This is a genomic window from Salinicola endophyticus, from assembly GCF_003206575.1.
GTDB lineage: Bacteria > Pseudomonadota > Gammaproteobacteria > Pseudomonadales > Halomonadaceae > Salinicola > Salinicola endophyticus.
The window spans coordinates 165625-177780 of the sequence record NZ_PZJO01000002.1 but is presented as its reverse complement, the minus strand read 5'-3'; the positions used below and the strand labels follow the sequence as shown (position 1 = coordinate 177780).

Here is a 12156-nt window from a genome sequence, read left to right as displayed (position 1 = left end):
CGCCTACTCCTGCCCGCGCTGACGCGCGGTGATCGCCGGGGCGCGCTGGGGATCGACCCACCACACGCTGAAATCCGGGGTGTAGCGCGGGAACGGCTGCGGATAGCCGAACTTGTCCCACAGCGCTACCCGGGTGCCGTCGAAATTCCACTGCGGTACCACATAGAAGCCCCAGCGCAGCACCCGATCGAGGGCGCGGGCGGCGGTATCCAGTGCGCTGCGGCTGTTGGCTCGAATCAGATCGTCGACCAGTGCGTCGACCACCGGATCGCTGACCCCGGCAAGATTGCGGCTCTGCGGCGTCTCGGCGTAGGCGCTGGTCCAGAAGTCACGCTGTTCGTTGCCCGGATTGGCCGACTGCGGATAGCTGCCGACGATCAGGTCGAACTGGAACTGGCGCAGCCGGCTCAGGTACTGGTTGACGTCGACCACACGGATACGGCTCTGGATGCCGAGCCGGGCCAGATTGTGCACGAAGGGCTGGGTGATGCGTTCGAACTGGCTGTCGTAGAGCAGGAACTCCAGCCTCAGCGGCCGTCCGCTCTGACGCTCGACCATGACCCCGTCGCGCACCTCGTAGCCCGCCTCACGCAGCAGCTCGAGGGCCTGGCGCAAGCGTGGGCGCAGCCCCTGGGGCTGTGTGATCGGCAGCGGCTGGTCGAACACCGCTGCGGGGAGCTGGTCGCGGTAGGGGGCCAGCAGCTTCAGCTCAGCCGGGTCGGGCAGGCCGCTGGCGGCCATCTCGGAGTTCTGGAAGTAGCTCTGGGTGCGGCGGTAGGCGCCATAGAAGATGTGCTGGTTGAGCCAGTCGAAATCGAAGGCCAGATTGAGCGCGTGGCGCACGCGGGGATCGGAGAGTGCCGGGCGGCGGGTATTGATGATATAGCCCTGCATGCCGGCGGGTTGGCCGTCGGGGACGATCACCCGGCGGATCGCGCCGTCCTTGACTGCCGGGGTGTCGTAGGCGGTAGCCCAGTTCTTGGCACTGCTCTCCAGGCGCAGATCGAGCGCCCCGGCGAGAAAGGCCTCCAGCGCCACCGACTGGTCGCGGTAGTAGTCGTAGACCAGCCGGTCGATATTGTAGCGGCCGCGGTTGATCGGTAGATCGCGCCCCCAGTAGTCGTCGACCCGCCGATAGACGATGCGCCGGCCGGGATCGATATCGGCGATGGCGTAGGGGCCGGAGCCGAGCAGCTTGTCGAGGGTGGGACGAGTGAAATCGCGCCCCTGCCAGTAGTGCTCGGGCAGCACCGGTAGCTGGCCCAGGATCAGCGGCAGTTCGCGGGAGTCGTTGTCGGGGAAGTCGAAGCGCACGCGATGCGCGTCGAGCGCGGTGACCGAGTCGACGCTGGCATAGTAGGCGCGATAGAAGGGCGAGCCCTTGTCGCGCAGTAGGCGAAAGCTGAATACCACGTCGGCGGCGGTGACCGGGGTGCCGTCGTGGAAGCGTGCCTCCGGGCGCAGGTCGAACTCGATCCAGTGGCGGTCGGGATCGAGACGCACCCCCGCGGCGAGCAGCCCGTACATGGTGAAGGGTTCGTCGGCGCTCGAGGCCATCAGGGTGTCGTAGATCTGCTCGAGCCCGCTGGCGGGGGTGCCCTGGATGATGAACGGATTGGTCGAATCGAAGCTGCCGTTGGCGGCGCGGCGCAGGGTGCCGCCCTTGGGTGCATCAGGATTGGCGTAGGGCAGGTGGTCGAAGTCCGCCGGCAGCGCTGGATCGTCGTAGAGCGCCAGTGCATGTACGGTGGGCACCGGCGTGGCATTGGCCACGCCGCCGGCCGCCATCATCAGCGCCACGCCCAGCGCCAGGACGCTTCTCCAGCCCCTGCCTCGCAGCCGCTCCCCTCGCATGCGTGCTCCCGTACTCGTCGTTGTCTGGCCGTGCTTTATACCCGAATCCCAGGTCTTTGTACGCAAACGGCGTATTCGCGTCGACGCCAGTTGCAGCACCCAATGCCCGTTACGGGCCGGCCAGCCGCCTCAGCGCGAATTGCTGGCGAGCGCGCGGGCCGGCACCGAGAGCGCCTGGCCGATACGGATGGTGCTCCCGTGGAGCCCATTCTCGCGCCGGAGGTCGCTGACGCTGGTGGCGAAACGCGCGGCGATGCCGGAAAGGGTATCGCCGCGCCTGACCACATAGCGCTCGAGCACCGTTCGCTTGGAGTCCGGCAGCTCGGCCAGGTTGGCCAGGAAACGCTGCTTGGCTGCCACCGGCACCAGAATGCTGGCATCCTCGCGGGGCCGGGTCGACGCGCGCTTGAAGCCGGGATTGAGCTGGCGCAGGGTCTGAGGGTCGACCCCCGACAGCTCGGCGGCCAGGGAGAGCGTCAGCGGGCCGTCGGTGGCTACCTTAACGAACGGTGTGCGGTTGGGGATCGATGGCAGCGCGACGTCGTACGCCGCAGGCTTGGCGATCACCTCCGCCAGTGCCAGCAGCCGCGGAATGTAATTCATGGTCTCGTTCGGCAGGCGCAGGTGCCAGTAGTCGATCGGCTCGCCGCGATTGGCGGCGGCGTCACGCGCCGCATTGACGGTGCCGGCGCCGGCATTGTATGCGGCCAGTGCCAGCAGTAGATCGCCGTCATACCAGCGGTCGGCGAGCTGACGCAGGTAGCGCATGGCCGCATTGGTGGCGGCGACCACATCGCGCCGGCCGTCGTACCAGGCGGTACGCGACAGCCCCATGGCGTCGCCGGTGGCGGGCATGAACTGCCACAGCCCAGCGGCCCCACCGGGGTTGGTGGCGATCGGGTTGTAGCCGCTCTCGATGAACGGCAGCAGGGCGATCTCGGTGGGCAGATGGTTGGCGGTCAGGCGCTGGGTCACCCAGTGCAGCCAAGGGCGCGCCTGCTCGGCGATCAACTCGACATGGTGCGGGTGCTGACGGTACCACGCCAACCAGTGCGCCACGCGCGGATTGTCGGTCTCGTGAGAGAGCGCGAAGCCCCGGCGCAGGGTGTCCCAGGCGTCGGCCGCCGGTCTTTCGGTCAGACGCAGCGCCGACCAGAAGGTGGCTTGGCGCGGCTGGGCGGACTGGCGCTGGCCGGGGTCGGTCCAGGCCGCCGCCGGCAGCGCCGAGCAGAGCAGGCTGCCGGCCAGGCCGATGACCAGATAGCGGCGTCTCGAGCGGGCATTCATGCAGCAGACATCCTCGGGTGTAAATCGCCGCCCGTAGCGCCGGTCGAGGCGCCGCGTCGGCGGACAGCGTTCAAAAGCGATCCTTCCAGCCGCGCAGCGTAGCGAAGGCCTCCGCCGTGCTGGCGCTGGGGCCTTGCTCGCTCAGCGTCTGGCGCAGCGCGGGCTGGTCGAGGCGCAGGAACGGATTGATCTGGCGCTCGCGGCCCAGCGTGGTGGGTAGCGTCGGCCGCTCCAGCCGGCGCGCCTGCTCGCACTCCTGGCGGTAGGCGTCGCGGGCGGTGTTGTCGAGCTCGGCAGCGCTGGCGAAGGCGAGATTGGCCAGGGTGTACTCGTGTGCCGGAAATACCAGCGTGTCGTCGGGCAGGGTGTCGAACTTGGCCAGCGAGTGGCGCATCTGTTCCGGCGAACCCTCGAACAGGCGCCCGCAGCCAGCGGAAAACAGCGTGTCGCCGGCGAACAGCAGGCCCGGCGTGCCGGGGGCGTAGAAGGCAATATGGTCGAGGGTGTGCCCGGGGACGCTCGAAACCTCGAAGCGGCGTCCCAGCACGCGGCACTCGTCACCCTCGCCGAGGCGCTGGCCAATGCCCTCGATACGCGGATTCTCGGGTCCGAAGACCTGCGGCGCGTAGCGTTCGATCAGCTCGCGCAGACCGCCGGTATGGTCATGATGGTGGTGGGTGATCAGCACGCTCTCGAGCCGTAGCTGTTCGCGCTCGAGCCAGTCGATCACCGGTGCCGCGTCGCCCGGGTCAACCACGGCAACCGCATCGGTGGTGTCCTGACGCAGGAGCCAGATATAGTTGTCATCCAGCGCGGGAATCGGCTTCACGCTCAGCATGTGTCATCCTCTTGCGACGATGGAGCGGTTGTCGACGATGAAGACGTTGTCGACGCGGGGCGGTCGAGGGTGCACGACCGATCGACCTCGCTGAGACCCGGATCGACCCGGCCGGTTCCACCGCATGCTGCCTTCGGCGCCGCCGATGGTGGCGCCGCGCACCGCTCAAAAAGCGATAACCTTGGGGAGTTAAGGCGCCCGTGTCAATCACGTCTACGCAGCAACGGCTCGCCGATGCGGTCCGGCGCGGCCGCCAATTCTGGGATAGCGGGCCCGGTGCCGCGCTATGGCGCGCCGAGCGAGCTTGCCTCGGCCCCCACTGCGAGCATCGCCATGGCGTGCTCAGCCTGCAGCTCGGGATGGCGCCACTGATCAGCGACATGAGCCCGATTCGCCACACACTGGAGTGGGCGCCCAGCGCGGCCTTGGCACGCCAGTCCAATACCCTGGTCTGCGCGCCGGAACGTTTGCCGCTGGCTGATGACAGCCTCGATCTGACCGTGGTCCACCATCTGCTCGAGGCGGTCGAGCGCCCCCACCAGGTGTTGCAGGAGGCCGCCCGGGTGACCCGCGCCGATGGCCGGCTGGTAGTCTTCGGCTGGCACCCCTACGCGCCGGCGGGCGGTGCCCCACGCCGGCATCAGCCGCCGTGGCAGCAGCCCTGGCGCACACCGCGGCGGCTGCGCGACTGGCTCGAGTTTGTCGACTTCGAGATCGAGCGAGTAGACTACTGTGGCTTCCGGCTGCCCTGGCGCTCGGCACGCAACCGGTGCCTGGAGACGTTCGGCCGGCGCTACAACGTGCCGCTGGGCCAGGCCTATCTGCTGATCGCCCGGCGCCGGGCGCTGCCGGTGCAGCCGATCACGCTGCGCGAGCCCAAACTGGTGGGGGCCAAGTCCGGTGCCTGGCTGGGATTGGCGCGGCACCATCCCCAGGCGCCGACGCGGGACGTTGCCAGTGCCGGTGATCCCCCTTCGGCGCGGCCGTTGCAAGAGGCCGCCACGCGACGAGTGGAGAGCTCGCGCAGTGCCTGATCCCGTCAATGCCAGGGCGCTCGCCAGGCGCCGATACCTGAACGCCCGCCGCCATTGGCGTGGCCGAACTGCCCATCGATGCGTGCCGCCGATGGGTCAATACGCCAGAGAGAATTCACGTTTTGCCAGCTTCCTCTTCATCGGCTTCCACCGCGGACGCCACACCCCAGGCCAAGCTGCCTCAGGTCACCATCTACACCGACGGCGGCTGCCGCGGTAACCCCGGCCCCGGCGGTTGGGGTGCGCTGCTGGTCTCGGGGCAGCACCAGAAGTCGCTCAAGGGCGGCGAGCGTCACACCACCAACAACCGCATGGAGCTGATGGCGGCGATCCAGGCGCTACGGGCCCTGGATCGTCCCTGCGAGGTGGCGCTGTGGACAGACTCCCAGTATCTGCGCAAGGGGATCACCGAGTGGATCCACGGCTGGCAGAAGCGTGGCTGGAAGACCGCCTCGAAAGAGCCGGTGAAAAATGCCGAGCTTTGGCGTGAGCTGCTGGCGGAGACCCAGCGTCATCGCATCGAGTGGCACTGGGTCAAGGGCCACAGCGGCCATGCCGGCAACGAGAAGGCCGATCGTCTGGCCAACGAGGCGATCGATGCGGTGATCGCCGGCGACTGACGTGCGCCAACCCTGGCCCCCGGCGTGTGGGCGCCGGAGCTATTGCAGATCGAGTGTTTGAGAGTTGAGGAGAGCCGCATGCGCCAAATCGTCATGGATACGGAAACCACCGGGATCGACCCGCGCGAAGGGCACCGTATCATCGAGATCGGTGGGATCGAGCTGATCAACCGTCGCTTCACCGGCCGTACCTACCATCAGTACATCAATCCCGAGCGCCATATCGAGGCCGAGGCGATCGAGATCCACGGTATTACCAACGAGCGGGTAGCCAACGAGCCGGTCTTCGCCCAGATCGCCGAGGAGCTGTGGGCGTTCATGCGCGGCGCCCAGCTGGTGATCCACAATGCGCCGTTCGACGTTGGCTTCTTCGACCACGAGTTCCGCCTGCTCGAGGCCGCCCGCGGCGGGCCGGTGCTGGGGCCCGTGGCCGAGCACTGCAGCGTGCTCGACACCCTGAAGATGGCGCGGCAGATGCATCCGGGGCAGCGCAACAGCCTGGATGCACTGTGCAAGCGCTACGATATCGACAACGGCCAGCGCGTGCTGCACGGCGCACTGCTCGACTCGGAGATCCTGGCCGAGGTCTATCTCGCCATGACCGGTGGCCAGACGGCGCTGTCGCTGGCCGGTAGCGAAGAGAACGAGAGCCGCAACGACAGCGGCGCCGGGGCCCATCTCCAGCTCGATCGGGCGGCCACGCCGCTGGTCGTGGCACAACCCAGTGATGCCGAATGGCAGGCGCACCGCGAGCGCCTGGCGCAGATCCGTCAAGCTGCCGGCCAGTGTCGCTGGGATGCGCTGGACGGTGATGGAGCCGCCTCCTGATGCTGCGTCGCGAGCTGCCCCCTGCCGATGTGCGGCGGGGCTGGCTTATCCGCCTGAATGCCCAGGGCGTGGCGCCGAGCAGCGATGGTCAGGGCGTGCTCGAACGTGACGTGGCGTGGCCGCCGCAGGCACTGCGCCTGGGCTTCTGGCACGACGAGCCGGTGGCGCTCTCGATCGAGGCAGGCGGCGAGGCATGGCCCCCGGCACGCGACTGGCTGGCGCAGATATCACCGGCCGAGAGCGAGGTTCTGGCGACCGCGCTGCAGGTCAGCCATTGGGAGCGCGACCACCGCTTCTGCGGTCGCTGTGGCCATCCCACCCAGCGTCTGGCACATGAGTTCGCGATGAGCTGCGAGCAGTGTGGACTGCGCGCCTATCCGCGTATTTCCCCCTGCATCATCACCCTGGTGACCTTCGGCCGCGATATGCTGCTGGCACGCAGCCCGCGCTTTCCGCCACAGCGCTACTCGACCCTGGCGGGCTTCATCGAGCCCGGCGAGGCGGTGGAGTCGGCGGTGCGCCGCGAGGTGATGGAAGAGGTCGGCGTCGAGGTGGGGCGGGTCAGCTTCTTCAAGAGCCAGTCATGGCCTTTCCCGCACTCGCTGATGATGGGCTTCTTTGCCGAAGCGACCAGCCGGCGCATTCGTATCGACGGTCACGAGATTGCCGATGCCGCCTGGTTCACGCCGGAGAATCCGCCGGAGCTGCCGCCGAGCTATTCGATCTCGCGCCAGTTGATCGACACCCACCGGCGCGCGGTGGCGACACGCTGAGGCCCGTTCAGTCGTTACGCTTGCCGAACAGCTTGGGCAGCCGCGCGGCGAGGCCGATGTCGCCCTTGACCTTGACCCGGCCACCGAGTAGCGCCTGCATGGCGTTGAGCTCTTTCTTGATCAGAGCGATGAGGGTGGCCGTGTCACTCTCGATGGTCACATCAGGAGCAGCGTGGTGGCCGGTATGGATGCTAAGGCTGCCACCTTCGATCACCAGATGATGATCGTCGGCGTCGTGCAGTAAAAACTGATAGGTCGCGTTGAGATCGCCCGCGGCCGCGGAATCGAAGCGGTGTTGCAGCTTGGCGATCAGTTGCTCGTCATCCATGATGGCCCTCCATTAGCGTTCGGATAAGCAAACCACTGCGCTGTGCGTTATGCAAGTTGCGGTTTCTCAAGCCGATTCTCGCCTGCCCGCGAAGGTCTCCGGCGTTTGATAAGCAATCCTATTCGCGCCGGCTAGCGGCGAGGGCCAGATGGGTAATAGATTAGACATAAATGATGTAAGGAGCAGGGCATGATCGAATGGCTGGCGGAGTACGGTATGTTCCTGGCCAAGACCGCGACACTCGTGTTCGCGCTGGCTTTGGTCCTGGCCCTAATGGCGCGTGGCCGCCGCCGTGGCGGTGACAGCGGTAGCACCGGCCAGCTGCGGGTGACCTCGCTGGATGCGCGATTCTCCGGCCGTCAGCGCCAGCTGCAGCTGGCGGCGACACCCAAGTCGGGACGACGCCAACTGGCCAAGCGGCTCAAGCGTGAAGAGAAGCAGGCAGCCAAGGCAGCGGTGAACGAGCGGGTCTGGGTGCTGGATTTCGAGGGCGATCTCAAGGCCTCGGCGACGCCTGCACTGTCCGAACTGATATCGCTGCTGATAGCGCAGCTCGAATCGGGTGACGAAGTGGTGCTGCGGCTGACCTCCGGCGGCGGGTTGGTCCACAGCTACGGTCTGGCGGCCGCGCAGCTCGACCGCCTGCGTGACGCCGGCGCGCGGCTCACGGTGTGCGTGGACAAGGTCGCGGCCAGCGGCGGTTACATGATGGCGTGCTGTGCCCATCACCTGATCGCGGCGCCCTTTGCGGTGATCGGTTCGATCGGCGTGGTGGCGCAGATCCCCAACGTACACCGGCTGCTCAAGAAGCATGACGTCGACGTCGAGCTGCTGACGGCGGGACGCTACAAGCGCACCCTGACCGTGCTGGGCGAGAATAGCGAGGAGGGCAGGGCCAAGTTTCTCGAGGATCTGCAGTCGACCCACGACCTGTTCAAGCAGTATGTGGGCGAGCGCCGCCCGCAGCTCGATCTCGAGCAGGTGGCGACCGGGGAGATCTGGTACGGTAGCGAAGCGCTGCCCCAGGGGCTGATCGATGCCGTCGGCACCAGCGACGCTTACCTGCTTGAGAAGTTCTCCAGCCAGGCGCGGGTCCTGCACGTTTCGCTGACGAGTCGCCGCGGTCTCGCCGGCCGTCTGGCCAAGGGGGCCGAAGCGGGAGTGGAGCGGACGCTGGATCGGGTGCTGGAGCGGCTAGGCCGTCTGGGGTGGGAGCGTCATTAGACCCCGGCGCGAACATACCGCCTGACCGCAGGGGAGTCGGCCCAGGCTCGGCCGCCTTTCAGACAGGCCCCAGAGGCTCCCCCGGCGTGCCCGGGGGCAGGAGGAGGCGCTGTGGGTGGGGCCGCTGCCCCGGCCTGCCCACTTCTGGCACGTGCCGCGTGCGCCTAGCCCAGATCTAGATTGGCGAGGGTGGCGATCAGCTGCCCGGCGGTATCGCCGTTGAGCGAGTAGTAGATGATCTGCGAGCTGCGCCGCGTGGTGACCAGCCTCTCCTGGCGCAGCACGGCAAGATGCTGCGATAGCGCCGATTGGCTCAGCGCCATCTGCTGGTTGATCTGGGTCACCGAGCGTTCCCCGGCCATCAGCAGGCACAGAATGCGTAGCCGACTTTCGTTGGCCATCGCCTTCAGGGTCGCGGTGGCGGGCCCGAACTGAGTTTCCGAGAGTGTCTGTTCCGTCATATGTGAAGTCCGCATTCGCAGGGCCGGCGCTGAACAATCTGTTACATTCATTTCTTATATTAACCTTTGTAACGTTAAGTTACAAAGTTTTTTTAGTGGTCCATCTGGTCTGGTATCGAGAGGGTACCTATAATGCCGCCCCCGTCGACGCTCGCCGGAGGCGACGCCAGGTGGCGCGCTGAGAGGCGGCAGCGAGCGGGACGTTGTCACTGAGGGTTCCCTTACCCCTCGGCCGACCGGCAGACGAAAAAGGTTCTTTCATGCTCAAGCTCGACGAGAGTCAGATTCGCCAGGCGCTGCTGTGGCTGGTCGCTTTTCACGTGGCGGTGATCACCGCCAGCAACTATCTGGTGCAGCTGCCGTTCACGCTGTGGGGCCTGCATACCACCTGGGGCGCGTTCAGCTTCCCGTTCATCTTCCTGGCGACGGATCTCACCGTGCGGCTGTTCGGTAAGTCGGCCGCGCGACGTATCATCGCCGGGGTGATGGTGCCGGCGCTGATGATCTCCTATGGGGTGTCGGTGCTGTTCCAGCAGGGCCGATTCCAGGGCTTCGAGGCACTGGGGCAGTGGAACCTGTTCGTCGGTCGCATCGCGCTGGCCAGCTTCATGGCCTATGTGCTGGGGCAACTGCTCGACATCCATGTCTTCGATCGCCTGCGCCGGCTGCGCGCCTGGTGGGTGGCGCCGACGCTCTCGACCATCCTCGGTAACCTGGCCGACACCTTCGCGTTCTTTGCGATCGCCTTCTGGCACGGTCCCGACGCCTTCATGCGTGAGCACTGGGTGGATATCGCCTGGTTCGACTACGCGGTGAAGCTGACCATCAGCCTGCTGTTCTTCCTGCCGCTCTACGGGGTCCTGCTGGCCTGGCTGGGGCGGTTCCTGCTGAGCGGACGGGACGAGTCACTGCCGGGCCTGCCGCGGCGCTGAGATCCTGGGCTGGCAGGCCGGACACGGGTCGAGCGATGCTCTGTTATTCTTACTGCCGGCGCCACGACAAAGGCGGCCAGCGCCGTGGCTGAAAGACAAGCCCCTGGTCGAAAGGCGTGCCCACCGCCGAAAGGCGAGTCCGAAGTTGGAAGAAGAGCAAGAGGAGAGCCAGGTTGCAACTGCACTGTATCGATACCGGCGTCGTCGATGCCGATGACGCCACACGCCCCTTGGTCGTGCTGCATGGCCTGTTCGGAAGCGCCGATAACTGGCGCTCGCCTATCAAGCAGTGGCAGCAGACGCGCCGCGTGGTGGCGGTCGATCTGCGCAATCACGGGCGTTCGCCGCATGCGCCGGGAATGCGCTACGCGCAGATGGCGGATGATGTCGCCGAGTCGCTAGACGCGCTCGAGATCACTCAGTTCGATCTGCTGGGTCACTCGATGGGCGGCAAGGTGGCGATCACCCTGGCCCGCCAGCAGCCCCAGGCGGTGGCCAGCCTGATCGTCGCCGACATTGCCCCGGTAGCCTATGACCACGGTCATGACGAAATCTTTGCCGCCATGCGTCGGGTCGCCGAGGGTGAGCCGGAGTCGCGCCGCGAGGCCGATGCGCTGATGGCTGAAAGCGTGGAGGTCGCTGCCACGCGCCAGTTCCTGGCGACCAATCTGGTACGGGACGACGCCGGGATCCTGCGCTGGCGGGTGGGGCTCGACGAGATCGCCGACGGCTATGCGGATATCATCGCCGCGCCGGACGGCGAGGGCGCCTATCCGGGGCCAGCGCTGCTGCTGCGCGGTGGTGATTCTCCCTATGTGCGTGACGCTCATCGTGATGCAGTGGCGGCAGTGATGCCCGAAGCGACCTGGCAGACGCTGGAAGGCGCGGGGCACTGGCTCCACGCCGAGCAGCCGGAAGCGTTCCTGCAGGCGCTGTCGCGCTTTTTCGCCTCTCTCTGAGTCGCGCCTATCCGAGAGTCGAACCGCCACCGTTTGAGCCCTGGACCGCCACTGTCTGCTTCGCCGTTGACGTGGATGCGGCGATGCTCCATTCGGTGGCGCTCAATCGCTGCCGTCCGTCTCGCCTTCGTCGATCATCTCGCCCTCCACGGGAATGACGTCGAGATTGTCGGGTTGGGCGGCGAGGAAGCGGTTGAGAATCCGGTAGGTGTCGATATCGAAACCGCGGTTGTCGGGTAGTACCTCGAGCTGGTGCAGATCGCTGACACTGCCTTGGTAGTGCCAATGGTCGACCACGTGCAGCGCGACGTCGCCGCTGTCACTGTGTTCGCGAAATGCGACCCGACCCGGCCACGGCCAGTTCTCGATCCGCAGCCGTTCCATCGCCGCCTTGGCCCGTCGAGCATGGCTCTCCAGACTCTCTTCGCCGCAGCAGGCGCCTTGGCAGCGTCCCAGCTGATAGCCGAAGCAGCGCCCGCGCCCCCTCTCCAGCCCCAGGACCTGCAGGCACAGAGCCTGCTCGGTGGCGATATCCTTGAGTGTACTGCGCGCGGTATGGCGATTGCGGAACAGCCCATAGAAGCGCGAGCGCGCGGTGACCACCCACTGGCCATCGCTCAGCTCGGGGCGTGCATCACCTTCCGGCCAGTCCCAACTGATCAGCCTGACACGGCGACGCAGCTGGCGGTTGTAGAGCGGCACCCAGCGCTTGATCAGATCCGCCTCGAGCAGCTGTGCACCGAGGTCTCCGCTGGTCAGAATCCAGGCGATGCGCCGGGTCTGCTCGATCATGTGGCGGTGACGCCCGGAAGCGGGGTCGCGCACGTGGGTGCGCACCCGGGTACGGATGTCGAGACTCTTGCCCACGTAGAGCGGCAGGTCGTTTTGACCGAAAAAGACGTAGACGCCGGTACGTGACGGCAGGGCATCGAGGGCACCGATACCGGTACTGGGCAGCGACTCGGCGGGGTCGCGTCGCGGGTCGTAGAGAGGCATGGGGGAGCTCATGCTCCCCACA

General features: G+C 66.7%; 13 protein-coding genes. 7 read left to right on the top strand and 6 right to left on the bottom strand.

The annotated features are described in order from the left end of the window. Window positions 1–3: 3 nt before the first annotated feature. The 3 genes from DOM66_RS03470 to gloB form a co-directional block, all read right to left on the bottom strand. Window positions 4–1854 carry an extracellular solute-binding protein gene (locus DOM66_RS03470; protein WP_188115129.1) on the bottom strand — a complete coding sequence of 617 codons (1851 nt, stop codon included), beginning with the start codon at window positions 1852–1854 and terminating at the stop codon, window positions 4–6. A 129-nt stretch (window positions 1855–1983) separates the two neighbouring features. Further along, window positions 1984–3141, bottom strand: a complete 1158-nt coding sequence (locus tag DOM66_RS03465) for a transglycosylase SLT domain-containing protein (protein WP_110677679.1) — start codon at window positions 3139–3141, stop codon at window positions 1984–1986. Window positions 3142–3211: 70 nt separating this feature from the next. Further along, window positions 3212–3979, bottom strand: a complete 768-nt coding sequence (gene gloB / locus DOM66_RS03460; protein ID WP_110689262.1) for a hydroxyacylglutathione hydrolase — start codon at window positions 3977–3979, stop codon at window positions 3212–3214. A 200-nt stretch (window positions 3980–4179) separates the two neighbouring features. Here gloB and DOM66_RS03455 point away from each other — a divergent pair, with 200 nt between their 5' ends. From DOM66_RS03455 to nudC, 4 genes are all read left to right on the top strand, one after another. Continuing rightward, on the top strand, window positions 4180–5013 hold the full coding sequence (locus tag DOM66_RS03455) for a methyltransferase domain-containing protein (protein ID WP_110689261.1): 834 nt from the start codon (window positions 4180–4182) through the stop codon (window positions 5011–5013). Window positions 5014–5135: 122 nt separating this feature from the next. Next, a complete protein-coding gene (gene rnhA, locus DOM66_RS03450; protein WP_245392351.1) occupies window positions 5136–5633 on the top strand; it encodes a ribonuclease HI in 498 nt (165 codons plus the stop codon). Window positions 5634–5711: 78 nt separating this feature from the next. Beyond that, the gene (gene dnaQ, locus DOM66_RS03445) at window positions 5712–6461 is read left to right on the top strand and encodes a DNA polymerase III subunit epsilon (RefSeq protein WP_110689260.1); all 750 of its coding nucleotides are present in this window, start codon (window positions 5712–5714) and stop codon (window positions 6459–6461) included. Further along, the gene (gene nudC / locus DOM66_RS03440; protein WP_110689259.1) at window positions 6461–7234 is read left to right on the top strand and encodes an NAD(+) diphosphatase; all 774 of its coding nucleotides are present in this window, start codon (window positions 6461–6463) and stop codon (window positions 7232–7234) included. The genes dnaQ and nudC overlap by 1 nt, the downstream gene beginning before the upstream one ends. A gap of 7 nt (window positions 7235–7241) precedes the next feature. Here nudC and DOM66_RS03435 read toward each other — a convergent pair whose 3' ends face one another. Beyond that, window positions 7242–7562, bottom strand: coding sequence for an SCP2 sterol-binding domain-containing protein (locus DOM66_RS03435; protein ID WP_110677690.1), 321 nt, complete (start codon window positions 7560–7562; stop codon window positions 7242–7244). Between the two features lie 189 nt (window positions 7563–7751). Here DOM66_RS03435 and sohB point away from each other — a divergent pair, with 189 nt between their 5' ends. Beyond that, on the top strand, window positions 7752–8786 hold the full coding sequence (sohB, locus tag DOM66_RS03430) for a protease SohB (RefSeq protein WP_110689258.1): 1035 nt from the start codon (window positions 7752–7754) through the stop codon (window positions 8784–8786). A gap of 164 nt (window positions 8787–8950) precedes the next feature. On the opposite strand, the gene DOM66_RS03425 is transcribed toward sohB, so the two are convergent. After that, window positions 8951–9247, bottom strand: a complete 297-nt coding sequence (locus DOM66_RS03425; RefSeq protein ID WP_110677694.1) for an ArsR/SmtB family transcription factor — start codon at window positions 9245–9247, stop codon at window positions 8951–8953. Window positions 9248–9507: 260 nt separating this feature from the next. On the opposite strand from DOM66_RS03425, the gene DOM66_RS03420 reads away from it, so the two are divergent. Continuing rightward, entirely contained in the window at window positions 9508–10179 is a 672-nt protein-coding gene (locus DOM66_RS03420) for a 7-cyano-7-deazaguanine/7-aminomethyl-7-deazaguanine transporter (RefSeq protein WP_110677697.1), read from the top strand. A gap of 173 nt (window positions 10180–10352) precedes the next feature. Continuing rightward, window positions 10353–11138, top strand: coding sequence for an alpha/beta fold hydrolase (locus tag DOM66_RS03415; protein WP_110677699.1), 786 nt, complete (start codon window positions 10353–10355; stop codon window positions 11136–11138). Window positions 11139–11240: 102 nt separating this feature from the next. On the opposite strand, the gene DOM66_RS03410 is transcribed toward DOM66_RS03415, so the two are convergent. Then, window positions 11241–12134, bottom strand: coding sequence for a GIY-YIG nuclease family protein (locus DOM66_RS03410; protein WP_157958978.1), 894 nt, complete (start codon window positions 12132–12134; stop codon window positions 11241–11243). Window positions 12135–12156: the final 22 nt, after the last annotated feature.

Bases quoted from the DNA above. Each gene is read 5' to 3' on its own strand.
- DOM66_RS03470 (WP_188115129.1), bottom strand. From the start codon at position 1,854: ATGCGAGGGGAGCGGCTGCGAGGCAGGGGCTGGAGAAGCGTCCTGGCG.
- DOM66_RS03465 (WP_110677679.1), bottom strand. From the start codon at position 3,141: ATGAATGCCCGCTCGAGACGCCGCTATCTGGTCATCGGCCTGGCCGGC.
- gloB (WP_110689262.1), bottom strand. From the start codon at position 3,979: ATGCTGAGCGTGAAGCCGATTCCCGCGCTGGATGACAACTATATCTGG.
- dnaQ (WP_110689260.1), top strand. From the start codon at position 5,712: ATGCGCCAAATCGTCATGGATACGGAAACCACCGGGATCGACCCGCGC.
- nudC (WP_110689259.1), top strand. From the start codon at position 6,461: ATGCTGCGTCGCGAGCTGCCCCCTGCCGATGTGCGGCGGGGCTGGCTT.
- DOM66_RS03435 (WP_110677690.1), bottom strand. From the start codon at position 7,562: ATGGATGACGAGCAACTGATCGCCAAGCTGCAACACCGCTTCGATTCC.
- sohB (WP_110689258.1), top strand. From the start codon at position 7,752: ATGATCGAATGGCTGGCGGAGTACGGTATGTTCCTGGCCAAGACCGCG.
- DOM66_RS03425 (WP_110677694.1), bottom strand. From the start codon at position 9,247: ATGACGGAACAGACACTCTCGGAAACTCAGTTCGGGCCCGCCACCGCG.
- DOM66_RS03420 (WP_110677697.1), top strand. From the start codon at position 9,508: ATGCTCAAGCTCGACGAGAGTCAGATTCGCCAGGCGCTGCTGTGGCTG.
- DOM66_RS03410 (WP_157958978.1), bottom strand. From the start codon at position 12,134: ATGCCTCTCTACGACCCGCGACGCGACCCCGCCGAGTCGCTGCCCAGT.